At 51.1% G+C, this 26,973-nt stretch carries 24 protein-coding genes and 1 pseudogene; 10 read left to right on the plus strand and 15 right to left on the minus strand.

The genetic code is table 11. The features are described 5' to 3' along the window. Positions 1 to 526: 526 nt before the first annotated feature. The 3 genes and pseudogenes from folD to OGX94_RS09820 all read left to right on the plus strand — a co-directional run bounded on the left by folD (position 527) and on the right by OGX94_RS09820 (position 2,257). Entirely contained in the window at positions 527 to 1,393 is an 867-nt protein-coding gene (gene folD, locus OGX94_RS09810) for a bifunctional methylenetetrahydrofolate dehydrogenase/methenyltetrahydrofolate cyclohydrolase FolD (RefSeq protein ID WP_003831112.1), read from the plus strand. A 1-nt stretch (position 1,394) separates the two neighbouring features. Further along, complete coding sequence (gene ybcJ / locus OGX94_RS09815; RefSeq protein ID WP_003831111.1) at positions 1,395 to 1,607, plus strand: ribosome-associated protein YbcJ; 213 nt, start codon at positions 1,395 to 1,397, stop codon at positions 1,605 to 1,607. A gap of 125 nt (positions 1,608 to 1,732) precedes the next feature. Continuing rightward, a pseudogene (locus tag OGX94_RS09820) lies at positions 1,733 to 2,257 on the plus strand (metal-dependent hydrolase). Positions 2,258 to 2,334: 77 nt separating this feature from the next. Here the strand turns inward: OGX94_RS09820 and cysS are convergent. Beyond that, entirely contained in the window at positions 2,335 to 3,720 is a 1,386-nt protein-coding gene (gene cysS, locus OGX94_RS09825) for a cysteine--tRNA ligase (protein WP_003831109.1), read from the minus strand. 173 nt (positions 3,721 to 3,893) lie between these two features. On the opposite strand from cysS, the gene ppiB reads away from it, so the two are divergent. The 4 genes from ppiB (at position 3,894) to purK (ending at position 6,925) form a co-directional block, all read left to right on the plus strand. Beyond that, positions 3,894 to 4,388 carry a peptidylprolyl isomerase B gene (gene ppiB / locus OGX94_RS09830; protein ID WP_286569133.1) on the plus strand — a complete coding sequence of 165 codons (495 nt, stop codon included), beginning with the start codon at positions 3,894 to 3,896 and terminating at the stop codon, positions 4,386 to 4,388. Between the two features lie 2 nt (positions 4,389 to 4,390). Beyond that, entirely contained in the window at positions 4,391 to 5,113 is a 723-nt protein-coding gene (gene lpxH, locus OGX94_RS09835) for a UDP-2,3-diacylglucosamine diphosphatase (protein WP_003831108.1), read from the plus strand. 238 nt (positions 5,114 to 5,351) lie between these two features. Then, positions 5,352 to 5,861, plus strand: coding sequence for a 5-(carboxyamino)imidazole ribonucleotide mutase (purE, locus tag OGX94_RS09840; protein WP_003831107.1), 510 nt, complete (start codon positions 5,352 to 5,354; stop codon positions 5,859 to 5,861). After that, complete coding sequence (gene purK / locus OGX94_RS09845) at positions 5,858 to 6,925, plus strand: 5-(carboxyamino)imidazole ribonucleotide synthase (protein ID WP_008783999.1); 1,068 nt, start codon at positions 5,858 to 5,860, stop codon at positions 6,923 to 6,925. Before purE ends, purK begins: the two co-directional genes overlap by 4 nt. A 36-nt stretch (positions 6,926 to 6,961) precedes the next feature. Here purK and OGX94_RS09850 read toward each other — a convergent pair whose 3' ends face one another. From OGX94_RS09850 to OGX94_RS09865, 4 genes are read right to left on the minus strand one after another with little or no spacing between them, the layout of a single operon-like run. Then, positions 6,962 to 7,855, minus strand: a complete 894-nt coding sequence (locus OGX94_RS09850) for a carbamate kinase (RefSeq protein ID WP_063941349.1) — start codon at positions 7,853 to 7,855, stop codon at positions 6,962 to 6,964. A 3-nt stretch (positions 7,856 to 7,858) separates the two neighbouring features. Further along, positions 7,859 to 8,668, minus strand: a complete 810-nt coding sequence (locus OGX94_RS09855; protein ID WP_032934355.1) for an oxamate carbamoyltransferase subunit AllH family protein — start codon at positions 8,666 to 8,668, stop codon at positions 7,859 to 7,861. 11 nt (positions 8,669 to 8,679) lie between these two features. Then, positions 8,680 to 9,939, minus strand: coding sequence for a YlbE family protein (locus OGX94_RS09860; protein WP_003831103.1), 1,260 nt, complete (start codon positions 9,937 to 9,939; stop codon positions 8,680 to 8,682). Positions 9,940 to 9,948: 9 nt separating this feature from the next. Continuing rightward, positions 9,949 to 11,616, minus strand: a complete 1,668-nt coding sequence (locus OGX94_RS09865; RefSeq protein ID WP_286569135.1) for an acyl-CoA synthetase FdrA — start codon at positions 11,614 to 11,616, stop codon at positions 9,949 to 9,951. Positions 11,617 to 11,932: 316 nt separating this feature from the next. On the opposite strand from OGX94_RS09865, the gene allD reads away from it, so the two are divergent. Genes allD through allE form a run of 3 tightly spaced genes read left to right on the plus strand, consistent with a single transcriptional unit; the run spans position 11,933 to position 15,035 of the window. Next, on the plus strand, positions 11,933 to 12,982 hold the full coding sequence (gene allD, locus OGX94_RS09870) for an ureidoglycolate dehydrogenase (protein ID WP_126955894.1): 1,050 nt from the start codon (positions 11,933 to 11,935) through the stop codon (positions 12,980 to 12,982). 21 nt (positions 12,983 to 13,003) lie between these two features. Beyond that, positions 13,004 to 14,239, plus strand: a complete 1,236-nt coding sequence (gene allC, locus OGX94_RS09875; protein ID WP_003831100.1) for an allantoate deiminase — start codon at positions 13,004 to 13,006, stop codon at positions 14,237 to 14,239. A 10-nt stretch (positions 14,240 to 14,249) separates the two neighbouring features. Further along, positions 14,250 to 15,035, plus strand: coding sequence for a (S)-ureidoglycine aminohydrolase (allE, locus tag OGX94_RS09880; RefSeq protein ID WP_048226232.1), 786 nt, complete (start codon positions 14,250 to 14,252; stop codon positions 15,033 to 15,035). 79 nt (positions 15,036 to 15,114) lie between these two features. Here allE and glxK read toward each other — a convergent pair whose 3' ends face one another. The 10 genes from glxK to allA form a co-directional block, all read right to left on the minus strand. Beyond that, entirely contained in the window at positions 15,115 to 16,263 is a 1,149-nt protein-coding gene (glxK, locus tag OGX94_RS09885; protein ID WP_286569189.1) for a glycerate 3-kinase, read from the minus strand. Positions 16,264 to 16,283: 20 nt separating this feature from the next. Then, positions 16,284 to 17,582 carry a uracil/xanthine transporter gene (locus OGX94_RS09890; RefSeq protein ID WP_257661442.1) on the minus strand — a complete coding sequence of 433 codons (1,299 nt, stop codon included), beginning with the start codon at positions 17,580 to 17,582 and terminating at the stop codon, positions 16,284 to 16,286. Between the two features lie 58 nt (positions 17,583 to 17,640). Then, positions 17,641 to 19,002, minus strand: a complete 1,362-nt coding sequence (allB, locus tag OGX94_RS09895; RefSeq protein ID WP_063941344.1) for an allantoinase AllB — start codon at positions 19,000 to 19,002, stop codon at positions 17,641 to 17,643. Positions 19,003 to 19,076: 74 nt separating this feature from the next. Further along, complete coding sequence (locus tag OGX94_RS09900) at positions 19,077 to 20,537, minus strand: allantoin transporter (protein WP_003831095.1); 1,461 nt, start codon at positions 20,535 to 20,537, stop codon at positions 19,077 to 19,079. A gap of 97 nt (positions 20,538 to 20,634) precedes the next feature. Beyond that, positions 20,635 to 21,885 (minus strand): MFS transporter, encoded by a 1,251-nt coding sequence (locus tag OGX94_RS09905; protein ID WP_063941371.1) that lies wholly within the window; start codon positions 21,883 to 21,885, stop codon positions 20,635 to 20,637. A gap of 68 nt (positions 21,886 to 21,953) precedes the next feature. Beyond that, on the minus strand, positions 21,954 to 22,832 hold the full coding sequence (gene glxR, locus OGX94_RS09910; protein WP_257661441.1) for a 2-hydroxy-3-oxopropionate reductase: 879 nt from the start codon (positions 22,830 to 22,832) through the stop codon (positions 21,954 to 21,956). A 99-nt stretch (positions 22,833 to 22,931) separates the two neighbouring features. Beyond that, positions 22,932 to 23,708 carry a hydroxypyruvate isomerase gene (gene hyi, locus OGX94_RS09915; RefSeq protein ID WP_003831092.1) on the minus strand — a complete coding sequence of 259 codons (777 nt, stop codon included), beginning with the start codon at positions 23,706 to 23,708 and terminating at the stop codon, positions 22,932 to 22,934. A 12-nt stretch (positions 23,709 to 23,720) separates the two neighbouring features. Then, on the minus strand, positions 23,721 to 25,502 hold the full coding sequence (gene gcl, locus OGX94_RS09920) for a glyoxylate carboligase (protein ID WP_063941341.1): 1,782 nt from the start codon (positions 25,500 to 25,502) through the stop codon (positions 23,721 to 23,723). A gap of 84 nt (positions 25,503 to 25,586) precedes the next feature. Next, positions 25,587 to 26,405, minus strand: a complete 819-nt coding sequence (allR, locus tag OGX94_RS09925) for an HTH-type transcriptional repressor AllR (RefSeq protein ID WP_032934542.1) — start codon at positions 26,403 to 26,405, stop codon at positions 25,587 to 25,589. Between the two features lie 78 nt (positions 26,406 to 26,483). After that, on the minus strand, positions 26,484 to 26,966 hold the full coding sequence (allA, locus tag OGX94_RS09930; RefSeq protein WP_286569191.1) for an ureidoglycolate lyase: 483 nt from the start codon (positions 26,964 to 26,966) through the stop codon (positions 26,484 to 26,486). Between the last annotated feature and the right edge of the window lie 7 nt (positions 26,967 to 26,973).

A 26,973-nucleotide genomic window follows, 5' to 3' on the forward strand; every position in this document is an offset into this window, starting at 1 on the left:
AATCGGCCCAGATCCGCGAAATTTTAATCAGCGAGTCAGCTTGGGAAGAAATGACCTGCTTATTCGCACCTTCCTTAGCTAACCTTTTACCCCAACTCTCCTGAGTATTTGATTCACTAATTAATCTTCGCGAATATGACTATTCGTCACAGGGTTAAATTAAACATTTCAATTAATGAAAAATACCTGCAAATCCTTTTATTGACCCTGGCCAATTCTTATTGGGACCTAAGAAAAATCTGGGTGAATATTACTTAAATCCTTCCATAAAGGTACGTAACAGACTGGTTTATGGCGCATTACCCCTGAAAACACCAGGGTGATGAATTGTTTCATTCACGTTAATTTTAATTCGCATGCTCATTAATTATTCGGGGGACTTCAGCCTCTGAACTGACCCCGTTCGCGGACCGCGGTGCTCCCTATCACACGTAAAAACGCAAACGAAAACTGACAGCACGCCCCGCTTCTGACAAAATAGTGGCATCCCCTTCGGTTTAACGTAACAGACGGAATTCTCTCTCTGATGGCAGCAAAGATTATTGACGGTAAAACGATTGCGCAGCAGGTGCGCTCTGAGGTTGCTCAAAAAGTTCAGGCGCGTTTAGCGGCTGGATTACGCGCCCCAGGCCTGGCTGTTGTGCTGGTAGGTAGCAACCCGGCTTCGCAGATTTATGTTGCGAGTAAACGCAAAGCCTGTGACGAAGTGGGGTTTGTCTCCCGCTCCTATGACCTGCCTGAAACCACCAGCGAGGCGGAGCTTCTTGAGCTGATCGATACGCTCAATGCAGATACCACCATCGACGGTATCCTGGTACAGCTGCCGTTGCCGGCGGGTATCGACAACGTGAAAGTGCTGGAACGTATTGCACCAGATAAAGACGTTGACGGTTTCCACCCGTATAACGTCGGTCGTCTGTGCCAGCGCGCGCCGCGCCTGCGCCCATGTACTCCGCGCGGTATTGTTACCCTGCTTGAGCGTTACAACATCGATACCTACGGTCTGAATGCCGTGGTCATTGGCGCCTCGAATATTGTCGGTCGCCCAATGAGTATGGAGCTACTGCTGGCTGGCTGCACCACCACCGTCACCCACCGATTCACCAAAGATCTGCGCCGCCACGTAGAAAATGCTGACCTGCTGATTGTTGCCGTCGGTAAACCGGGCTTTATTCCTGGTGAGTGGATCAAAGAAGGTGCGATTGTGATTGATGTCGGCATCAACCGTCTGGAGAATGGTAAGGTTGTTGGCGATGTGGTCTTTGACGATGCGGCCGCACGAGCGTCATATATCACGCCGGTCCCCGGCGGCGTAGGCCCAATGACGGTCGCCACACTTATCGAAAACACGCTGCAGGCGTGTGTTGAATATCATGATGTAAAGGACGTTTAAGATGGCCACATTTTCACTGGGTAAACACCCACACGTTGAACTCTGCGATTTGCTGAAGCTGGAAGGCTGGAGCGAAAGCGGCGCCCAGGCAAAAATTGCTATTGGCGAAGGGTTAGTGAAGGTCGATGGCGTTGTTGAAACGCGTAAACGCTGCAAAATCGTTGCCGGACAGACAGTCAGCTTTGAAGGCCACAGCATTAACGTCGTGGCGTGACCCTAAGTGCCGGATGAGGTTAACACCGTATCCGGCCACTTCCCCCTCTCGTTTTCAGATAATGACTTCATCCCCGCTTCACAGTGAACTGTTAGCATGTTGTTTTTCAACACGAAGCGATCATCATGCCCACTATCGTTACTCACGCGGCCGTTCCGCTCTGTTTAGGCTTAGGTCTCGGACTTAAAGTCATCCCCCCACGATTACTGTTTGCTGGCGTCGTTCTGGCCATGCTGCCAGATGCCGACGTGTTGTCATTTAAGTTCGGCGTCGCCTACGGCAATGTGTTTGGCCACCGGGGATTTACCCACTCACTGCTGTTCGCCTTCGTGGTACCGCTGCTCTGAGTCTTGATTGGCCGACGATGGTTTAAGGCGGGATTGATTCGCTGCTGGCTATTCCTGACGGTTTCACTGCTGTCGCACAGTCTGCTGGATTCTGTCACCACCGGCGGTAAAGGCGTCGGCTGGCTGTGGCCGTGGTCGGATGAGCGCTTCTTCGCGCCATGGCAGGTGATTAAAGTCGCCCCGTTTGCGTTATCACGCTACGCCACGCCGTACGGGCACCAGGTGATCATGTCGGAGTTAATGTGGGTATGGCTGCCGGGAATCGTAATGATGGGTGTGCTGTGGTGGTATCGGAAACATTAATCTGCCGGATGCGACGCGATGCGTCTTATCCGGCCTACACGGCCCGGTAAGCGTAAGCGCCACCGGGCATTACAGAGTTACTTACGACGCCAGGTGGTACCCTGCGGGCCGTCTTCCAGCACGATGCCCATCTCGTTGAGACGGTCACGCGCGGCGTCAGCTGCCGCCCAGTCTTTCGCCTTACGTGCATCCAAACGCTGTTGGATTAGCGCTTCAATTTCAGCAACTTCACCGTCATCCGCCTGCGCACCGCTTTGCAGGAATGCCTCTGGATCCTGTTCCAGCAGGCCCAGTACGCTGGAAAGCTTACGCAGATGCGCAGCCATGCCGTTAGCCGCCGCCATATCTTCACCCTTCAGACGGTTAACCTCACGCGCCATATCAAACAGCACGGAGTAGGCTTCCGGGGTGTTGAAGTCATCGTCCATCGCTTCAATAAAGCGCGCTTCAAAGGCTTCGCCACCGGCTGGCGCAACGGATTTGTCGGTGCCACGCAGCGCGGTATACAGACGCTCCAGCGCAGAACGCGCCTGCTTGAGGTTCTCTTCGCTGTAGTTTAACTGACTACGGTAATGACCGGACATCAGGAAGTAACGGATGGTTTCGGCATCGTAGTATTTCAGCACATCGCGAACGGTAAAGAAGTTGCCCAGCGATTTGGACATTTTCTCGCGGTCAACCATCACCATCCCTGAGTGCATCCAGTAATTAACGTACTCACCGTCATGTGCACAGGTGGACTGAGCGATTTCGTTTTCATGGTGCGGGAACATCAGGTCCGAACCGCCGCCGTGAATATCGAAATGGTTGCCCAACTGTTTGCAGTTCATCGCCGAACATTCGATGTGCCAGCCCGGACGGCCCGCTCCCCACGGAGACGGCCAGCTCGGCTCGCCTTCTTTGGACATTTTCCACAGCACGAAGTCCATCGGGTTGCGCTTCACATCAACCACGTCAACGCGTGCGCCTGCCTGCAGCTGATCCAGATCCTGGCGCGACAGCTGGCCGTAGTTCGGGTCAGTCGGCACGTCGAACATCACGTCGCCGTTATCAGCAACGTAAGCGTGACCTTTGGCAATCAGCTGTTCAGTGATTTCGATAATTTCAGCAATATGGTGCGTAGCACGCGGCTCCAGATCCGGGCGCAGAATATTCAGCGCATCGAAATCGCTGTGCATTTCCGCGATCATTCTGTCGACCAACGCCACAAAGCTTTCGCCGTTTTCATTCGCGCGCTTGATGATTTTGTCATCGATATCGGTAATGTTGCGCACATACTTCAGCTTATAGCCGAGGAAGCGCAGATAACGCGCAACGACGTCGAAAGAAACGAAGGTACGTCCGTGGCCAATATGACAGAGATCGTAAACGGTAATACCACACACGTACATGCCGACTTCCCCGGCATGAATAGGTTTGAATTCCTCTTTTTGGCGCGTCAGTGTATTAAAGATTTTTAACATCGAAGATTCCGTGTAGACGTGTGTGGATAGTAAAGTCTGTATAATACCCATAATTTAGACCGGAAGCAGCACACTTTGCGAGGTGATCGCAGCTTGCGGTTATGCTATAACACACCCCTAACTCTGACCCTTGACGGGGTCGAAGCACCAATCTATCGGAACAGGATGCAAAAATGGTTACTTTCCACACTAATCACGGCGATATCGTAATCAAAACGTTTGATGATAAAGCGCCTGAAACAGTTAAAAACTTCCTGGACTACTGCCGCGAAGGTTTTTACAACAACACCATTTTCCACCGTGTTATTAACGGTTTCATGATCCAGGGCGGCGGTTTCGAGCCAGGCATGAAGCAAAAAGCCACGAAAGAAGCGATCAAAAACGAAGCGAACAACGGTCTGAAAAACACCCGTGGTACGCTGGCGATGGCGCGTACTCAGGCTCCGCACTCCGCAACCGCACAGTTCTTCATCAACGTTGCAGACAACAACTTCCTGAACTTCTCCGGCGAAAGCATGCAGGGTTGGGGTTACTGCGTGTTCGCTGAAGTTGTTGAAGGCATGGACGTGGTTGATAAAATCAAAGGCGTTTCCACTGGTCGCAGCGGTATGCATCAGGATGTGCCAAAAGAAGACGTTATCATCGAAAACGTGACCGTCAGCGAGTAATCGTGGCGACACTGTTTATTGCAGATCTTCACCTCTGCACAGAAGAACCGGCGATCACCGCCGGTTTTCTGCGTTTTTTAGCCGGTGATGCGCGAAAGGCCGATGCGCTATACATTCTTGGCGACCTGTTTGAAGCCTGGATTGGCGACGACGATCCTAATCCGCTGCATCGTGAAATGGCCGCGGCGATAAAATCACTGACTGATTCCGGTGTTCCCTGCTTTTTTATTCACGGCAACCGTGATTTTCTGCTCGGTAAACGTTTTGCCCGTGCGAGCGGCATGACCTTGCTTCCCGAAGAAAAAGTGCTCGACCTGTATGGCCGCAAGGTGCTGATCATGCATGGCGACACCTTATGCACCGACGACGCAGGCTATCAGGCATTTCGCGCCAAAGTGCATCAACCCTGGTTACAGAAGCTGTTCCTCGCTCTGCCGCTGTTCGTTCGCCAGCGAATCGCTGCGAAAATGCGTGCCAACAGCAAAGCAGCCAACGACACCAAATCGCTGGAAATCATGGATGTGAATCAGCAGGCCGTGATTAGCGAGATGGAAAAACATCAGGTTCAGTGGTTAATTCACGGCCATACCCACCGCCCTGCCGTCCACGAGCTTACGGCCAATGAGCAACCCGCTTTCCGCGTGGTTTTAGGCGCATGGCACACCGAAGGTTCGATGATCAAAGTCACCCCTGACGACGTTGAACTGATCGCATTTCCGTTTTAATTCTGCAGATACCCAGTTCCTCTTTACACAAAACTATTCGAGTTGCATCGAGGCGGCAAATCTGTGAGTCCCCTGAAGCTTACAAAAGTAAGTGACTGGGGTGAGCAGATGTAGCCAACAAAGAGGCCGCTTGAAGAGTCAAGTGCAAAGCGCGCAATCGTTTTCCTTGGCGGTGAATTATGCTATTCTCTGTGGCCTCAAAAGTCGAGTGTAGTGCACCACAGGAGTTTTCAGACGCATGTCTTCCCGCAATAATCCGGCGCGTGTCGCCATCGTGATGGGGTCCAAAAGCGACTGGGCTACCATGCAGTTCGCCGCCGAAATCTTCGAAATCCTGGACGTTCCGCATCATGTTGAAGTCGTCTCCGCCCACCGCACCCCAGACAAACTGTTTAGCTTCGCCGAAAGCGCTGAAGAGAACGGTTATCAGGTGATTATTGCCGGGGCCGGTGGCGCAGCGCATTTGCCTGGCATGATTGCGGCGAAAACGCTGGTGCCTGTCCTCGGTGTTCCGGTGCAAAGCGCAGCGCTGAGCGGCGTAGATAGCCTCTACTCTATCGTTCAAATGCCGCGCGGTATTCCGGTCGGCACGCTGGCGATCGGCAAAGCGGGTGCGGCAAATGCGGCCCTGCTGGCAGCACAAATTCTGGCAACACACGACAAAGCCTTACACCAGCGTCTGAACGACTGGCGCAAAGCGCAAACCGATGAGGTGCTGGAGAACCCGGACCCGCGAGGTGTAGCATGAAGCAGGTCTGCGTACTTGGCAACGGACAGCTAGGGCGCATGCTGCGCCAGGCCGGTGAGCCACTGGGCATAGCGGTCTGGCCCGTCGGGCTGGACGCTGAACCGGCTGCGGTCCCTTTTCAGCAAAGCGTGATCACCGCTGAGATTGAGCGCTGGCCGGAAACGGCACTCACCCGCGAACTGGCACGCCACCCGGCGTTTGTTAACCGCGACGTCTTCCCGATTATTGCCGACCGTCTGACGCAAAAGCAGCTTTTTGACAAACTCGGTCTGGCGACCGCGCCGTGGCAACTGCTGGCAGATAAAAGCGAATGGTCTGCTGTATTCGACAAACTTGGCGAGCTGGCGATCGTGAAACGTCGCGTCGGCGGCTACGACGGACGTGGACAGTGGCGCTTGCGCGCAAATGAAACCGAGCAACTGCCGGACGACTGCTACGGCGAGTGCATCGTCGAGCGGGGAATCAACTTCTCCGGTGAAGTCTCACTGGTTGGCGCTCGTGCGCACGACGGCAGCACCGTTTTCTATCCGCTGACCCATAACCTGCATCAGGATGGCATTCTGCGCACCAGCGTGGTATTCCCGCAGGCTAACGCCAGACAGCAGGAACAGGCTGAAGCAATGCTCTCTGCCATCATGCAGGAGCTGGGCTATGTCGGCGTGATGGCGATGGAGTGTTTCATCACCCCGGAAGGTCTGCTGATTAACGAACTGGCTCCGCGCGTGCACAACAGTGGCCACTGGACGCAAAACGGTGCCAGCATCAGCCAGTTTGAGCTGCACCTGCGCGCCATTACCAACCTGCCGTTACCGACGCCGGTGGTGAACCATCCTTCGGTGATGGTAAACCTGATTGGTAGCGACCTGAACTACGACTGGCTGAAGCTGCCGCTGGTGCATCTGCACTGGTATGACAAAGAGGTGCGTGAAGGGCGTAAGGTGGGTCACCTGAACCTGAGCGACAGCGATACCGCGCGCCTTAGCGCAACGCTGGAAGCGCTTATCCCTCTGCTGCCGCCGGAATATGCCAGCGGTATTATCTGGGCGCAGTCAAAGCTGAAATAAGAAAATAGGGGGCGTGCATATAAACGCCCCCTTTTTTTACAGACGGATACAGGTTCCGGCTTTGCCTGCCAGCGTATCTTCAATGCGTGACAGCGCGCCAATCCATGCCGGTTTTCCACGTCGCTTCACATATCCGCTTACGGCAGTAACCTTTGGGCCCATCGAACCATCAGCTTTAGCAAACGGCGCCAGTTCATCAGGAGAGGCCTGACGGATCGCGCGTTGCTCCGGCGTCCCCCAGTTTTCATAGACCGCATCGGCATCGGTCAGAATGACCAGACCATCGGCATCGATCTGTTCAGCCAGCAGCGCCGCCGACAGGTCCTTATCAATGACCGCTTCAGACCCTAATCCTTCGCCAGTCACGGGCACGCCACCGCCCCCGCTACAAATCACCACATGCCCTTCTTTGAGTAAGAGCTTAATAGCATCGCTTTCTATGATCTGGCGAGGTTCTGGCGAAGCGACAACGCGCCGCAGGTATTTGCCGTCACGCTTCATATGCCAGCCGTAAGTCGCTTCCAGTTGCGTTTGTTCTTCGGGCGAATACACCGGGCCGATAAATTTTTCCGGTGCCATAAATGCAGGATCGTCCTCGGATACCACAATCCGCGTTAACACCGTGGTCACCGGCGGCATTTCCGGTTCTGCGGTCAGGCTCTGCGCCAACATATAACCGATCATGCCCTGCGTCTCGGCCACCAGCACATCTAATGGATAAGGCTCGACCTCCTTCCAGGCAAGGTTCTGTAACGACAGCAGGCCAACCTGCGGTCCGTTACCATGTACGATTGCCAGGCGATACGAACGCGCCAGACGCGCCAGGGCGGGTACGGCGCTGGCAATATTACGATATTGATTTTCTGCCGTTAGCGCCTCGCCGCGCTGCAATAATGCGTTGCCACCAAGAGCAACAACCAGCGTTTTCATTCCCTATCCTTCTATGATTTGTTGTCCAAGCCAGAACCCCAACAAGGTGTCTGCGCCGGAGGTATGCCCAAGCGCAAGCAGCGAATTTATCGCCGCATCCAGCCTTTCCTGGCGATGCAGAGCATGGGTGAAGTGGAGTAAAGGTGAAGCGAAGTACCCTAGCGCCGCGTAGCGCAAGTAGCTCACGCTAACCACGGTCGTCGCTTGTTCAAGGTTGCCGGAATAATCAAAGAAACGGTGACCGGAGTCCTTATTCAGCGCACCAAAATACCAGGCGGCCAACAGCATGCCAGTCAACGTGTCATCATGGCTGGGCGTTAAACCTGGTCCCTTGCCCAACCACTGCCGCCAGTCTGTCGACAAACCGGCAAGTGCCGAGAAGAAGCAGTGGCGGAACTGACGCAGCTCGGGGCACAAAGGCAGGCTTGTGGCCAGCATTAACGGTCCGAATAATCCCGTTTCCTCGCCGCGCTCCATCCAGCCAGGAGCAAGGCGCGCGGCATGAGGGCGATAGGTTATTTGCAATGAACAGCAGCGCTGAGGTTGACGTAAAAGATACTGTCCCAACACAATCCCCTCGGGGACAGCCAGAGGGGTTTCACTACCACTTAACGACGTACGCAGCGCGTCAAAGTCATGTGCGCGGATCACCCATCCTCCTGGGCTAAAGCCGCTTCCCTGGCGGTGCAGCGTTAACAGTGCGCCCCCTTCGGCTACAAGGTTAATCGAGCGTCGCCAGACACCAGACAATTGCCATGACTGGCGAAAATCCGCAGACTGCTGGCTGCCCATCAGAGGATGGATGATCATCATGCGCACCTCAGTTAGCTAATGCCCATGCTTTCAGCCAGCGCTTCCAGTGCCAGCTCAAAGCAAGCGAGCGGCGCACGGACTGTACCTGCACCGATCTGGCCAATACCGGCCTCTTTATGGGCAATACCAGTATTGATCAGCGGCGTGATCCCCGTTTCGACCACGCGACGGATATCGAGTCCCAGACAGGCCCCCTGGAAATCCCAGCCGGGAATCTGTAGCTGCATATTGCGCTCCAGATAGATTTCCGCCATCTCTTCGGAGACGGATTTTGCGGCTTCCATTCCTCCGGCACCGACAAAACGCGTTACGCCAGGCGCGGCAATCATCGCCGCACCGCCAATACCAAAGGTTTCAGTAATGGCGCTATCACCCATATCCGGGTTAGCCTGTTCCTGCGAAAAACCGGTAAAGAACAGTCCCTGCGGCGTGTTAACAGGTGCGGTAAACCAGCGATCGCCAAGTCCGCTCACGCGAATACCGAACATGTCGCCATTACGGGTCATTGCCGTCACAATACTGCCAGAACGCACCTGCGCCCCGGCGTCCATTGCCGCTTTGCAGTAAGCCATCGCCAGGTTGAGGAAGAACTGGTCGGTTACACTCAGGAAATCCATCACCTCAGCAATCTGCTGCTTATCATGTTCCAGACGGGCAATTTGTGGTGCCAGCGTACGCATCAACAGAGCTGAAGAGGCAATATTGCGCTGATGGAACTCATCGCCCATCGTAATGCCCTGTGCCATCATGGCGGTCAGGTCAATACCCTGTTCCAGTGTGCCCAGCGCTGCGCTTAAGACCGGCATCAGAACATCACGCATCCAACGTAAACGCTGCTGGACATCCTCACCGTACGCGCCAAAGCGCATCACTTTGCCGATGCCTTCGTTGAGATTGCAGTAAGCCCTGTTCCCTTCGGTGATATTTTCCACCACCAGCATCGGCATGCTGGCAGAGGTAATTCCACCCATTGGCCCCACGGCATTAACATGATGGCAAGGTACAAAGTTGACTTTCCCCTGCTCCAGTAATGCCAGCGCACTTATCTCATCATCAGCCCACCCTTCAAACAGGCATGCACCAATGCAGGCCCCTTTCATCGGGCCGGTCATCTCTTGCCAACGCATTGGCGGTCCTGCATGAAGCAGTGTTTTCCCCTCATTGAGTTCGCTGATTAACGAGGACGCGGGTTGCACATCCAGCCAGTGTGGACGCGCACGACGAATTTGTTCGATTACTGCAGCATTGGCTTGCGCCACTGATGTAAACATTGGAACCCCTTATTGCAAACGTTCTAATAAACGAGCCAGTTTTTTATTACCGCCAGCGACAGGCGCCCACTGGTAATGCACCACAGGTTTTTCTGCCGCCTGTAAATCCAGTGCAAAACTGCGTAACCCGGCATTAATGACCGCCACTTTTTCCAGTAGCGCAGGTGCGGATTGATGAGATAACGGTTGAACCGTTCGAATCAGTTCAGCGGCAAGTAGTGTTGCCTCAGGCAGTGAATTCACCACGGCGATACCGGCATCTTCCAGCGTGGCAATTTGCAGTGAACGGCACTGCGGATCGCGCTCGGTGCCGGTGACCGTCGCAATGGCAAACAGCGGTTGATCGCTATCTCGAGCAGCACACGCTTTCTGCCAGGCCTGAGCCAGTGATGCAGCCGGGTCGGCTGTCGCACCGTAGCCAATCACAACATCCACCAGCAGCACCCTAACCTGCGGCTGCGAACCCAGATCCGTAATAAGCTGATTACGTAATGCGGGATCGATCATCGGATGCGGACGCCCGACGGTGTAAAAATCATCACCCAGATCGATAATCTGATGCCCGGCGGCATCCAGCATCATCCCGTGGTGGTGTTCTGCATCCGCCGGGACATTCAGGTGACCGGCCAGCAGCCCCGCCGCTTCAGCAGCCAGCGTACCTCCGGTATACAGCCCCCTGATTACGCCATCTCCTGTAGCGAAAAGCGCACTGCGTCGCGCAGTCACTCGCGCCAGTAAACAGGCAAGACGGGCTGCATCATCCAGCATCGCTGCAAACCAGACGTTCTCGTCTCTGGCAACCGCAGAGACATAACCTAAAAACAGGGCGACAACAGGTTTGCCCGTGGCTTTCATCGCCGTAACCATACGCTGGCGAACAGCCTCCGCTGGTGGTTTAGAGACAAATGCCAACACCTGGCTTTTATCATCTGCACCGAGCATTTCCAGTGCGGTAAGTGCGCTAATTCCGCCCACCTCGGCACTTAGGTCTCGTCCCCCCAGACCAATGGCGTGAGTAATACCTTCACCAGCCAGTTCTATCTGTGAACAGAGCTCCTGAATCCCTGTACCGGATGCACCTATCACACCGATGTTGCCTTCCGGCATCACGTTGGCAAAAGCCAGCGGCGTACCGGCGATCATGGCGGTTCCGCAGTCCGGTCCCATCACCAGCAGACCTTTATCTTGTGCGCGGCGCTTGAGATTGATTTCATCTTCCAGCGTGACGTTGTCGGAGAACATCATGACGTTCAGGTTACGATCCAGCGCCTGGTTCGCCAGTTCTGCCGCATATTCGCCCGCAACAGAAATTAACGTCATATTCGCCTCAGGCAGTTTCTGACACGCGCTTTCCCAGCGTCTGACCTGCAGGAGCGCTTGACTCCCCCCGGTGGCCTGCGCCAACTGCTGCAACGACTCATCCAGTTGCTGCAAAATAGCCTGCGTAATACTTTCATCAGCCGTTTCAGTACGAATAGCCACGCAAATATCATTCGGCGTTGCCTGATTAAAATCGTCATGCCAAAACCCGGTCGTTTCCAGCAACGATTTATTCGCCGGCGTACCCATCATGACCGATACATCGTCTACATTTTCGGACTCACTCAGCTTGCGTGAAATAATCATTAAACTGACAGAGTCCTGAAAACACCCTTCTTTAATAAAGGCGTGAATCATAACAACCCCTTAATAATTGCACCCATGGCAATTGCACGAGTAGTGTTAATGTGGAACTCAAGGTATATATCCGGCATCACAAATAGAGTGACTGATATCACATACAATTTATTAGCAAAAGAATTTTAACAACCACCAGAGGATTACATGTTATTTTCTAACGGCATTATTTATTTAAAAAGAAATGGCAAATCAGCGCTGATTATCAAATAAATTCTAACTATATTTTTTTGTGTGTCTGGATCACATAATCTGTTTATATTCCCGGTATGTTAACGACAGTCATGCTTCACACCGTCGTTAAAAAGGAAGACAGATGAAAATCAGTCGGGAAACACTCCACCAGCTTATCGAGAATAAGCTTTGCAAGGCCGGACTAAAACGTGAGCACGCAGCAACGGTTGCCGAGGTATTGGTTTATGCCGATGCCAGAGGCATTCACTCTCATGGTGCCGTACGCGTTGAATACTATGCCGAGCGCATTTCAAAAGGCGGCACCAACCGCGAACCCACATTTCGTTTTGAAGATACCGGTCCCTGTACAGCGATTTTACACGCCGATAATGCCGCCGGGCAAGTCGCAGCAAAGATGGGCATGGAGCATGCAATTGAAATTGCTAAAAAAAATGGTGTCGCCGTTGTCGGAATTAGCCGAATGGGACACAGCGGAGCCATTTCTTACTTTGTGCAGCAAGCTGCCCGGGCAGGCCTGATTGGCCTCTCCATTTGCCAGTCCGACCCGATGGTTGTACCTTTCGGCGGCGCGGATATTTACTACGGAACCAACCCATTAGCCTTCGCGGCACCTGGAGAAGGTGACGATGTCATAACCTTTGATATGGCCACAACGGTGCAAGCCTGGGGTAAAGTTCTCGATGCCCGCTCGCGTAACGAACCGATTCCCGATACCTGGGCTGTCGATAAAAATGGTGCACCTACCACCGACCCTTTTGCAGTCAATGCGTTATTACCCGCAGCTGGGCCAAAAGGCTATGGTCTGATGATGATGATCGATGTGCTATCTGGCATTCTGCTGGGATTACCATTTGGTCGTCAGGTCAGTTCCATGTATGAAGATTTGCATGCGGGGCGTAATTTAGGCCAACTGCATATAGTGATTAATCCCGATTTTTTCTCCTCCAGCCAATTATTCCGTCAGCATCTCAGCCAAACCATGCAAGAGTTAAATGCCGTTACGCCTGCACCTGGTTTTAAACAAGTTTATTACCCTGGACAAGATCAAGATATTAATCAACGTAATGCCGCGGCCCATGGCGTCGACATTGTTGACGATATTTATCAATACCTGATTTCCGATGCTCTCTATATCAAGTCATACGAAACAAAGAATCCCTTTGCACAATAATTATTGAAACAGGAATTTCATATGATCAACCATTTTCGTCACGCAATAGAAGAAACCCTTCCCTGGCTCTCTTCCTTTGGCGCAGATCCTACTGGTGGGATGACGCGCTTGCTGTATTCGCCAGAATGGCTTGAAACACAACAGCAATTCAAAAAGCGTATGGATGCCAGTGGCCTGGAAACGCGCTTCGATGAAGTGGGCAATTTGTACGGTCGCCTGCGCGGAAGCGCATCACCGGAACAGGTAATTTTGAGCGGATCGCATATTGATACCGTCGTCAACGGCGGCAATCTTGACGGCCAGTTTGGCGCACTGGCTGCGTGGCTAGCGATTGACTGGCTTAAGACCACCTACGGCGCGCCGCTGAAAACGGTCGAAGTAGTTTCTATGGCAGAAGAAGAAGGCAGTCGATTCCCGTATGTATTCTGGGGCAGTAAGAACATCTTTGGGCTGGCAAATCCCGATGACGTTCGCAACATCCAGGATGCCAAAGGCACACGTTTTGTTGATGCGATGAACGCCTGCGGCTTTACCCTTCCTGCCAAGCCGCTTCACGCTCGCAGTGACATCAACGCCTTTGTTGAATTACACATCGAGCAAGGGTGCGTGCTTGAAAGCAATGGTCAGTCCATCGGCGTCGTCAGCGCGATTGTCGGGCAGCGCCGCTATACGGTAACGCTGAACGGCGAATCCAACCATGCGGGGACAACGCCGCTGAGCTACCGTCGCGACACCGTTTACGCCTTCAGCCGTATCTGTAGCCAGTCGATTGAGAAAGCCAAAAAACATGGCGATCCTCTGGTACTAACCTTTGGCAAAGTTGAGCCGCAGCCAAACACCGTCAACGTGGTGCCAGGAAAAACGACTTTCACGATCGATTGCCGTCATACCGACGCCGAAGTGCTGCGTGATTTTACTCAGCAACTGGAAAATGACATGCGTGCCATCTGTGATGAAATGGACATTGGCATTGATATCGATTTGTGGATGGACGAAACGCCGGTCCCGATGGACACAAAACTGGTCGCCACCCTCACCGAACTGTGTGAAAAGGAACAGCTGAACTACCGGGTGATGCACAGTGGTGCGGGCCACGATGCGCAGATTTTCGCTCCCCGTGTGCCGACCTGCATGATTTTCATGCCCAGCATTAACGGTATCAGCCACAACCCCGCTGAACGCACAAATATTAACGACCTTGCCGAAGGGGTCAAAACTCTGGCATTAATGCTTCATCAACTTGCCTGGCAGAAATAAGGAGTCAACAATGGGATATCTGAATAACGTCACGGGTTACCGCGATGATTTACTGGCTAACCGCGCAATTGTAAAACACGGTAACTTCGCCCTCTTAACCCCCGATGGACTGGTTAAAAATATCATTCCGGGTTTTGAAAACTGTGACGTCACCATCCTGTCAACGCCAAAACTGGGCGCATCGTTTGTTGATTATCTGGTGACGCTGCACCAGAACGGTGGCAACCAGAGTGGTTTCGGCGGTGAAGGCATTGAAACGTTCGTTTATGTTATTTCCGGAAAAATTGAGGCAAAAGCAGAGGGTAAAACGTTCGCTTTGACTCAGGGTGGATACCTTTATTGCCCGCCTGGCGAGCTGCTCACCTTTAGCAATGCCCAGACAGAAGACAGCCAGCTGTTTTTATACAAACGTCGTTATACGCCAGTAGCAGGTCATTCGCCGTGGCTGGTTTCCGGTAACGCCAACCAGTTAGAACGTATTCATTATGAAGGCATGGATGACGTGATCCTGCTGGATTTCCTGCCTAAAGAATTGGGCTTCGATATGAATATGCACATTCTGTCGTTCGAGCCGGGCGCCAGCCACGGTTATATAGAAACGCACGTACAGGAACACGGTGCCTATATTCTCTCAGGCCAGGGGGTTTATAACCTCGATAATCAGTGGATACCTGTGAAAAAAGGCGACTACATCTTTATGGGCGCTTATTCCCTGCAGGCCGGATACGGCGTGGGTCGTGGTGAAGCATTCAGCTATATCTATTCCAAAGATTGCAACCGGGATGTTGAGATCTAACGGCGTACAGCCCGCCTGATAATTTTTTATTTAGCTATGTTGGGTTTTGCCACGGTTAATACCGTGGCTTTTTTTATGCTTAACGCTGATTCACAACCTGGCCCAGTTTCATCGCGCATGCAATATTACGCGTGCAGTGATAGAGATTGGTTTCGCCGCTCGCCAGTACTTCTGCTAACGGTGCGAGGCGCGGCAAAATACTGAATACCGCATCAATACCGTGATCGTGAACCACCTCCACGCCTTCCCCCAGCACCCCTGCAATGCCAATTACGGGAACATGATGCTGCATGGCCACCGACGCTACACCAATGGGCGCTTTACCGCCGACCGTTTGTGAATCAATACGCCCTTCGCCGGTGATAACCAGCGCCGCGTCTTTGATGGATTGCTCCAGCTGTACTGCCTGCAACACAATCTCAATACCTGGCTTCATGCTGGCCTGCAGGAAGATAACCGCTGCAATCCCCATTCCTCCGGCCGCCCCACCGCCCGCAACCTGAGCAACATTCTCACCGGTCAGTGTTTGCAGCACACGGGCATAGTTGAGTAACCCTTCTTCCAGTATCTCAACCATCTCAGGCGTTGCCCCTTTCTGCGGGCCGAATACCCTTGCGGCGCCGCGCGGGCCAACCAACGGGTTATCCACGTCACAGGCAACGTCAATGCGACATGCTTTCAGTCGCGGATCGCACTGTTGCAGGTCGATGCTCGCCAGACGAGACAAGCTACCGCCTCCTGCATTTAATGACACACCCTGCGCATCAAGAAAACGCACGCCAAGCGCCTGAACCATCCCCATACCGCCATCAACCGTGGCACTCCCGCCAATACCAAGAATAATATGACGAATACCTGCATCCAGCGCATGCCGAATCAGCTCACCGGTACCGTAACTTGAGGCCAGGAGAGGATTACGCGCCTGCGGTTCGACCAACATCAGCCCACTCGCCGCCGCCATTTCAATAATTGCGGTCTTTCCGTCACCGGTCAGGCCATAAAACCCCATGACCTTTTCCCCCATCGGCCCGCAGACTTCCACAGAGATAACTTTTCCCCCTGTTGCCGCCACCATTGCATCCACGGTTCCCTCTCCACCGTCAGCAACCGGCAAACAAATATATTCTGCATCAGGGAATATGGCTGAAAATCCGGCTTTAATTGCCTGGCAGCATTGGTCGGCGCTTAAGCTCTCTTTAAATGAATCTGGCGCAATTACAATTTTCATCATCAATCCTTTTCATCATGTTATTTAATGCGTTCCCATGGAATGAGATTTTCCATAAGCACTGCCAGTAAAATCCCCACCAGCAAGCCATTGCTCAGTAATGGCCGAATAGTCAGCGGAAGATCTTGTAAATAAACCGGAGGCAGCCCCATCAAAAAAATGCCGACAAACAGCGGGAGCGCCAGTCGATAAATATTTCGCGCGGTAAATGTGATTTGCTGGCTAAATACCAGACCGGAATAAAGCAACGGAAGATAAGAAACCAGCATCACAGCGCTGCTGATCGCCAGCGGAATCGCGCAAAATAAGCGGGTTAGCGGCGTCACTATCGCCACGAATAAACATAATACGCTGCCGCAAATAAATGATTTTCGCGAGCTGTCGCCAGTCTGTGTTAACAGGCCGATAGAAGAGACAAAAGGTGAAAATGGAATCACGGCAAAAGGTACTGTCACCAGCGTTATAAAGCCGGAAATGATAAAACTGCGACGATAACGCGAGCTGCTGGAGCCTTGCTGCGCATAAAAAACATCGGTGCCACGCACCGCTCCATAGGTATTACTGATATTCACCAGACCGGTGATAACCGCAGTCAGAATAATGCCCGGTAACAGTCTGCCATGGCTGCCTAACGGGAACCACTGCCAGATTAATTCGCTGGACGGCAGGGATGTCGATGGAAAGCACAATCGCCAAAGCCCCCACCCTACGACTGCGCCCACCAACAGGGCATAGCGTGAGATCCGCTGCGGTAAAAAGATGATCATCGCAAGGATGAAGCACATCACGGCAACTGCCAGGCTAAAGGGAGCCAGTTGAATTTTGACGCTGGTATCAGCAATGCCAAAGGGTAAACCCAGCATGCCCTTAAAAAAGATGGTGGTCAGCTGCGCGCCGAGCAGCAGCATAAAAAAAACCATAACCGTTGGGGTAAAAAGCCGTGCTAATCGATGCCCTAAGCCACTAAAGCCGATAATCATCGTCAGAACAGCGGAAATCAAAATCCCAACGGACAGACTGGTGGCGATATCATTGAGCGGTGTTCCTCGTGACGCCTCAGCCAGAGTAATCGTCAGAATGGTTCCCCACCATAAACCGGTTGGCCCTTCCATAATGGCACGGCGATGGCCACAAATTACCTGAGCAAGACAGGCCAGCGACGTCGTTAAAAAAGCGTACTGCGTAAGCATTAGCAGATGGTTCGCGGGGAGATGAAAAGCAGAAACCAGCGTTGGCGGGACCACAACCGTATTACAAAAAATAAAGAAAAACCACTGAAAGCCGGATAACAAACTTTCACGGTTAATAACAGGAAGCATATTCATACCTTAAAATAGAGAATGCCCGCCAGCATGACGGGCATTAATTCACATCACATTATTGTTGATGTTTAAGGATAAATTGACCTTTTGGCGATACCGGGAAACCCTGCTCGATGTCATAAATAACATCACCACGCAGAATGGTTTTCGTAATGCGCGCGCCAATTGTACGGCCAACATACGGGCTGACTTTATGGCGATATTCCAGATCTTCATTTTTCAGAATGTATTTGCTGTCCGGCTGAATAAAGACGAAGTCAGCATCTTTACCGGGTGCGATACGCCCTTTCTGCTTCAGACCAAAAATATCTGCAGCATTGGTTGCCATCAATTTTGCAAACAGCGGCAGTGACATACCGCGTTTTTGCACTGCTTCATCAAACATAACGTCCATGCAGCTTTGCAGTCCGGCAATACCGCCCCACGCCTGCATGATATTTCCGGCCTTCATTTCTGGAGGACATGGAGAGTGGTCGGATACCAGGCAGTCAATCTCACCGTTAAACAATTTTTCCCACATACCCTGCTGGTTCTGCTGATCGCGGATCGGCGGAGAGCATTTTGCCAGGGTACCAATCTCTTCAAACTGATCGGTATCCAGCACGAAATAATGTGGACAAGATTCGCAGGTCACATCCTGACCTCCCTGACGAGCGCGGGTCACTTCTTCCACACCTTCTGGGCTGCTGATATGGCAGACGTGCAAGCGACAACCGGCGACTTTTGCCAGATACAATACGCGACGAATAGCTTCCACCTCGGTAAATACCGGACGTGAGGCCACATAATCATGCGCCGTCACACGGCCTTCGCGTTTAGCTTCCTCGCCAAGCTCATCGCAGATGAGCGCGTTTTCGCAATGCACCAGTACCGTTTGGCCCATTTCTGCCAACTTCTGCGCGCCTTTGTAGAACTGCCAGTCGTTAACATCACGGAAATCATTATCGATACCGCGGTCACCGCAGGTGGCAACAAAGCATTTGAAGCCGACAACACCGACCTCATCCAGCTCGTGCAGGCGATCGAGGTTATAAGAGACCAGACCGCCAAGCTGTGCAGCATCGATAGTCAACTTGCCTTTAGCCGCATCAAATTTCAGTTCGATGGTTTCACGATCCACCGTCGCTGGCAGCTGGTTGAGAGGCATTTCGATCATCGTGGTGATACCGCCTTTTGCCGCGGCGCGCGTTCCGGTCTCATAGCCTTCCCAATGCGTACGGCCCGGCTCAGAGATATGGGTATGCGCATCAACCATGCCAGGTGAAACCACCAGACCCGTCGCATCCATGACCTGTTTTGCCTCACCCAGGTTCTCGCCAATGGCGGCGATTTTTCCTGCCTGGACGGCAATATCAACAATACGAGCTTCATTTTCTAAAATAACAGTACCGTTCTTAATAATTAAATCAAAAGACATAACGAACTCCTTGTATGGATATAGATAGTTTTTATAAATAACGCACTTTTAATAAAATGCGCGTACTGATTTCATCACATCTGACCTGTAACTTTTTGTACGCCGGCTGACTGCACACCCGTTCTTTTTTTCAGTAAGGCATATGCCACGAAAGCGACAATAACCCCAACAAACCACGACACTCGCGATAAAGGCTCAAGGAATGGAATAAACTTGCCACCCAGTGAAAGAATTACGGCAACTAACGTTACGGAGAATGCAGTCAGGTTAAACCCATTATCATAATATTGGTAATCACCGCTCGCGGTATATAATTCATCAAGATTGATTTGGCCACGCATAACCACAAAGTAGTGAGCTAACATAACTCCAATAACAGGGCCAAGCATCCCACCAATGATATCCAGAAACAGATAAATACTGTTCTGATTTTCCATTAACTTCCACGGGCAAATCAGCAAACTAATAATACTTGCGATCAATACACCGTTTTTATACGTTAATTTAGTCGGTGCAATAGCGGCAATCTGATAACCGGCCGGGATAATATTACCCGTAGCGTTTGTTGAGATAGTTGTCATCAGAATAACCAGTACCGCAAAGAACGAGGCAAACAGACTGTCCCAACGCTGAACGATATCCAGCACATTCCACGTATCCATTCCGTAATGAATACTGGCACCGGCGATAATGCACACGCTGGCAATGGCAAATAGCACGTATGCGACAATAAGCCCCAGCGTCTGACCCAATGCCTGTTCACGGAATGAGTGGGCATTTTGCGTGAAGTCGGATGCGCTCACCGCCGGTGCGGCCCATACCGCGACAACCGCGTTGATAACAACCAGGAACAGGAATCCGCTGTTACCCGCTTTTTGCACACCGCCAGGAATGTAGTCCAAAATCGGTCCAATTCCTACCAGGGATATTGCCCAAATAGCCATCCCACCGAATACGATATAAATACAGGGGTTGAGGATAGCAGTAAATTTATTTAATACCTTACCACCGCCAAAACCAATACCGACGTTGATGAGCCAAAAAATAAGAAATGTAATTAATCCCGGCAGAGATAGCCCTAATAACGTAAAGTCACCGCCCAGCGTTAAAAAACCTGGCCATATCTTGCCAATGAGAATAAGAAATGCCAGCGATCCGGCATAACATTGCAGACCGAACCACATAATTGCTGCAATCCCCCCTCTCAATAGTCCCGGAAAGAGTGCTCCACGTACGCCATACGAGCCACGCAGAATCATTGCAAAAGGTACACCGTATTTACTTCCAGCGGCACCATTCATTACCATGACTAACGCAATAAACAATGCACTGATAATAATAGCCAGCATGATGCTAAATGTGGAAAGTCCAAGTATAAAGAACCCTCCGACCATAACGTAATTAGGTACGTTATGCACAGAACCCATCCATAATGTAAAATAATTGAATGTTTTCCAGTTTCGTTGTTCGGCCGTTTTTGGTAATAAGTCGTCACTATAACCACGTTGTTGGTATAGATCTCTTTGATGTTCCATAAATCCCTCTTGTCACGTATCGGATAACGTTGTAATGGGTTTAGCTATGCGGAACAAAAACAATAAAGAAAATAATGCAAATAATTTTTATAATATTTTATGCAGCAGTAATAATATGTGTTGCTTTCTTTTTATATAACGTAACACCAGCAAAAATCAGCGTTCCAGTTACCACCAGACAAGCTGAGATGACAAAGCTTATTTCTTTTGACCCAGTTAAATCAGAAATAAATCCGGTTAATGTTGGCGCAATAACTGCTGAACTCATGCCAAAGAAGTTAAACAGGCTGAATGCTCTGCCCAGCGTTTTTGACGACGCCTGTTCAGAGACAAAGGAGATCAGAATCGGATCCACCGCCATTTTGCCGAGTAAACCGTACAGAGTCAGGCTGACCATCAGCATCGTGGTATTTGGTGATAACACTGTAAATACCAGCATGGCTGCGGCCATAATTTCCAGACCAAGAATGACTTTGACTTTGCTGTTGCGAAACTTATCGGACAGATGGCTAAAGAACAATGCGCCAGGGACACCCACTACGGCAACCAGCGCCGAAGCCACTCCAATTGCACCGCCGTCAAATCCCCTCTCAGTCTGCAGATAAGACGGAAGCCAGGTCACAATCAGGTAATAACCATAACAGGTACAGAAGTAGAGGAAGTAGACGCTGCACAACAGACCCGAAAACAACGGCGGATTCTTCTCTTCTGTCGTCGTAGCCGTCTGTGCTTTCTGGTCTGACGCAGGTGTTTCGCTTTTTGCCTTGCCACGGATTACCAATGTAAATACACACAGCATCACAACCAGCACAGCGGCAACAAGGAACAGAACGTTTTGCCAGGCCATACTCATGTTTTTTACCAGCACGCTGGAACCAATCAAACCAATCCCCATCCCAATTGCTGAACCGCTATTAATAATAGCGTTTGCCAGTGCTCGACGAGCCTGCGGGACATTTGCCGAAGAGAGTGAATACGCTGAACTAAAGAAAGAGGCACAGCCCGCTCCCGCCATTAGCGAACCAGCATAGATCATCACCAGTCCCGTGGCTTTTGCAATACTGAGCGTACCAATAATAAAAAGCGTAAACCCACACATCAGCATAATTTTCTGGCCAAGTTTATCGACCAAAATTCCGCAGGGAATTTGCATACTGCAATAGGCGAAGAAATAAAAACTGGCAATGGCGCCAATTTCAGCATTGCTGACATTCCCCAACGATGCCTGAATCTCAGGGTAAATAGGAGTCAATACGGTGCGATAAATCCATATCGCCACCCAACCCAGACTCATTACAACGACGATCTTCTTCCAGTATTCAATACCGGATTTGTTCTTTTCACTCATGACATGCACCTTTCCAAAGTGTGTCTGATTAAAATGTATCGCTGCAAAGAGTGCAGCGATACCTACGATCATGACAATTTATGATTTGCCATTAATTCCAGTGCCTGAATCATTGCCGAGTGATCCAACTGGCTACCGCCATTCGCGGCACAGGTATTAAATAATTCCTGACAAGTTACCGTATTAGGCAAATTCAATGAGAGCGCCTTTGCACTTTGTAATGCAAGATTGAGATCTTTTTGATGCAATGCAATTTTGAAACCGGGATCAAAGGTGCGTTTGATCATGCGTTCACCATGAACTTCCAGAATACGAGAAGAGGCAAACCCGCCCATAAGGGCCTGGCGCACGCGAACCGGATCTGCCCCCGCTTTTGAGGCAAATACCAGCGCTTCAGAAACAGCTTCAATATTTAAGGCAACGATAATTTGGTTAGCCACTTTGCAGGTTTGGCCATCACCATTACCACCTACCAGAGTGATATTCTTACCCAGAATATCAAACAGCGGTTTGACCCGTTCAAATACCTCTGGCTCACCACCAACCATAATAGACAAGGTACCTTCGCGAGCGCCAATTTCCCCACCAGAGACTGGCGCATCCAGATAGTCACCGCCCAGCTCATTAACCTGCTTAGCAAAACGTTTGGTTTCGATAGGAGAAATAGAACTCATATCGACAATTGTTTTTCCCTGCAATGAGGTTTTAGCGCAGCCGTGCTCGCCAAAAAGCACTTCTTCAACCTGCGGCGTATCCGGAACCATTATGAAGATAATATCTGCAAAATCAGTTACCTGACGTGCGGTTTCAACATTTACTGCGCCTAATGACAGCAGTTCTTCCGCTACCGGACCAATGGTCGTCACATGCAGCTGATGTCCGGCGCGAGCCAGATTAATCGCCATTGGCGATCCCATAATACCCAGGCCAATAAATCCCAGTTTCATTTTTAACCTCTTATATATCTGCCGGTTTTCCCGAATTCAGGCAACACGCCCCCCTTCCAACAAAGTGGAAAAAATAGCGATGCCTGAAATCCTTACAAATTATCGATATTGATTAATCCACGTTAATCCCGCTTCGGTGGTGGTTAACGGTTTATATTCACAACCAACCCAGCCGTCATAACCTGATTTATCGATAAACTTAAAAATAAAGTCATAATTAATTTCCCCGGTCCCTGGTTCTCCGCGACGAGGATTATCTGCAATTTGCAAATGACCTATTTTATTTGCCCATGTGGTCATGGTTTGGGTTAACTCTCCCTCCATGCGCTGCATGTGATAAATGTCATACTGAATCTTGATATTATTGCAGCCGACGCTGTCAATTAGCGCCAGAGCCTGATGAGTTCCGGTGAGATGAAAACCCGGTATATCAAAATGGTTGATCGGCTCAATCAGCAATAAAATATCTTCTTTTGCTAACATATTTGCCGCATAGCGCAGGTTTTCCACCAGCGTCTGTTGGATCTGTTCGGCAGAAAACCCCGTAGGCGTTTTACCCACCAGGCAATTGATCTTCTTATTGCCAAGCCCCTTCGCATAACGAATAGCCGCTGCCACACCGTCACGAAACTCTTCTTCGCGGCCCGGAATACAGGCGATACCACGTTCACCCGCAGCCCAGTCTCCGGCAGGAAGATTATGCAGAGTATGTTCCAGTTGGTTGTTTTGCAGCTTTTCTTTTAATACATCAATGTCGTAATCGTAGGGAAACATAAACTCTACGCCACGAAAGCCCGATTGTGCCGCTTTATCAAAGCGCTCAAGGAAACTGTATTCCAGAAACAGCATGGAAAGATTGGCTGAGAAACGTAACATTTGTCACTCCCTCTATTCGTATTTCATAAAACAGGTTTCGGTTGGCGCATCGGTAGCACCGTCTGCAATCTCTTCAAACTCGGTAACATTATCCAGTTCGCTGCCCATGGAGATATTCGTCACACGTTCAAGGATCACTTCGACAACAACCGGAACGCGATACTGCGCCATCAGAGCTTTGGCTTGTTCAAACGCCGGAGCAAGCTCTTCAGGTTTAAATACGCGAATGGCTTTACAGCCTAACCCCTCAGCCACTTTGACGTGATCGACGCCGTAGCCGTTTACTTCGCTGGAGTTGATGTTTTCGAACGCCAGTTGCACGCAGTAATCCATATCAAACGCGCGCTGCGACTGGCGAATCAACCCCAGGTAGGCGTTGTTAACCAGTACATGGATGTAAGGAATGTTGAATTGCGCACCCACTGCCAGTTCTTCAATCAGGAATTGGAAGTCAAAATCCCCTGAAATCCCGACGACATTGCGCGAAGGATCAGCCACACAAACCCCTAATGCCGCCGGTAGCGTCCAGCCTAGAGGGCCAGCCTGACCGCAGTTGATCCAGTGACGGTCTTTAAATACATGCAGCATTTGCGCAGCGGCAATTTGCGATAACCCGATGGTGGTGACGTAGCAAACATCACGACCAAAGGCTTTATTCATCTCTTCATACACACGCTGCGGTTTAACCGGAACATTGTCGAAGTGGGTTTTACGCAGTAGCGTCCGCTTACGCTGCTGGCATTCATCAACCCAGCTATTCCGGCAAGGCAAACGTCCGGCTTTCTGCATCTCCTGAGCAACGTCAATCAGCAAAGTCAGCGCGGCTTTGGCGTCGGAAACGATACCTAAATCCGGGCAAAGAACGCGGCCAATTTGCGTCGGCTCAATATCGATATGAATGATTTTTCGCCCTTCAGTATATTTCGTGACGGAGCCGGTGTGTCGGTTAGCAAAGCGGTTACCAATACCGAACACCATATCGGAAGCCAGCAACGTGGCGTTTCCGTAACGATGCGCCGTTTGTAATCCCACCATTCCGGCCATTAACTCATGATCGTCCGGGATACATCCCCAGCCCATCAGCGTAGGAATTACCGGTACGTGGGTTAGTTCAGCAAAGCGTTGCAGCAGTTCGCAAGCATCCGCATTAATCACCCCACCTCCAGCTACGATGACCGGACGCTCAGACTGAATCAGCATTTCCAGCGCTTTCTCAATCTGTTTGCGGCTGGCAGCAGGTTTGTACACCGGTAGAGGCTCATACATTTCTGGATCGAATTCGATTTCTTCAACCTGAATATCAAAAGGTAAATCGATCAACACCGGACCAGGACGACCAGAGCGCATAACATGGAATGCCTGCTGTAAAACCCGAGGAAGCAGCGCCGCTTCACGCACCGTTACCGCCATTTTGCTAACCGGTTTGGCAATAGACTCAATATCAACAGCCTGGAAATCTTCCTTATGCAAGCGGGCGCGAGGGGCCTGGCCTGTGATGCATAAAATAGGAATAGAATCGGCAGAAGCGGAATACAGCGCGGTGATCATGTCAGTACCTGCCGGGCCGGAAGTGCCAAGGCAGACACCAATATTTCCTGCCGTTGCACGCGTATAGCCTTCCGCCATATGGGAAGCACCTTCAACATGACGAGCCAGAATGTGACGGATACCTCCGTGCTTACGCATCGCGGAGTAGAACGGGTTAATTGCCGCTCCTGGAACCCCAAATGCGGTGGTGATGCCTTCTTTTTCCAGCACATACATTGCCGCGTCAACGGCTCTCATTTTTGCCATTTTCTTTCTACCTCTATTTATTGGAAAAATTTTCCAACTTTGAAAAAATCCAAAAAAGTCCCGCTCCTCTGAGCGGGCTGCGACTTACGCTACGGGTGCTTTTAAACCAAGCGCCGTACTGATATCTCGTGCAGTATCCCGTACCAGCTCCCCCTGACTGATAAAACGATCTTCCGTCAGTCTGGATGCGGGCCCCGAAATAGAGATGGCAGCGACGACACTGCCTGCATCGTCATAGATAGCAGAAGCGATGCAATTCAATCCAATAACATGCTCTTCGTGATCGACGATATAGCCATTCTCACGCGCCAATTCCAGATTGCGCAGCAGAGTCGGAAAGTCTACCAACGTGGTCGGCGTAAATTGCTGCAAACCCGTTTTCACGACGATGTCCATTAGCTCTTCTTCCATCAACGGATAAAGCAGTGCTTTTCCCGCACCAGAAGCATGTAGCGGCATACGACTGCCCAAAGGTGCGCACATTCTGACCATCGATTTGCACTCCTTCTGACCAATCAACACCGCTTCGGTGCCATTGCGAATCGCGACATTAACCGTTTCGCCCGACAGCAGCATTAATCGGTGCATAAACGGTCCGGCTACTGACAGAACATCGCGATTATGAATATACGCGGAGCCTACGTTGAATACGCCTAACCCGATGTGCCACCAGCCTAATTGGCTGTCCTGATAAACAAAATCAGCAGCCTGTAAAACCTTTAACAGGCGAAAAGTCGTGGAGAGCGGTAAATCCAGACTGCCGGAAATATCGCTCACTGACGAACTGCCTCCACTTCTTTCGAGATACTGCAAAATTGCAATGCCTCTCTCAAGCGCCTGAGCGCCCTTTTGCGCGACCGGCTCCGCCTGTCCTGGCCTGCCACGCCGTCTTACTTCCGTCACCACTGCATTTACTCCGGCCCAAAATATGAGCATAAACAATGAACAATATGCTCATATTAAGCAAGAAGGCCGATAGCGTCACGCAAAACAGAGTTCATGTGCCGGGATACTTTCAACATCGCAATTATCGCTACCACCGCGATCAACAGTCAGAAAATTAGTCACGGTTTGCCAGGCAAACAACGGGTGATGCCAGACGTTTCGGTGGTAATTCACACCCTGTTGACCATTGGTGATAAAAGCTTTTAAGGTGGAAAGATCGGGTTTGTCCTCGCCGAGCGCGACAATCACCACAAACGCTTCGCCATTCATAGGCGTAAATGCCTGGGTGCCTAGCGGGTGGCGCTCCAGTTCATGCACAACAATCGGCATAGCCGCCGGTTGCGCGCGGTTAATACTGATGAGCGTACGATCCTGTTCAAGGACTTCCACATTAGCCAGGTCGTGATAACGCTCAACGAGCCCATCATTGATATGAAAAAAATCACGTTTATCAGTTTCTATGACATCGCCATAGGCGCTGAACGTGTGCTGGTTTAACGGTAATACCTCAAGTTTCATCATCATT

It is taken from the genome of Citrobacter sp. Cpo037, assembly GCF_030332945.1.
Taxonomy (GTDB): Bacteria; Pseudomonadota; Gammaproteobacteria; order Enterobacterales; family Enterobacteriaceae; genus Citrobacter; species Citrobacter portucalensis.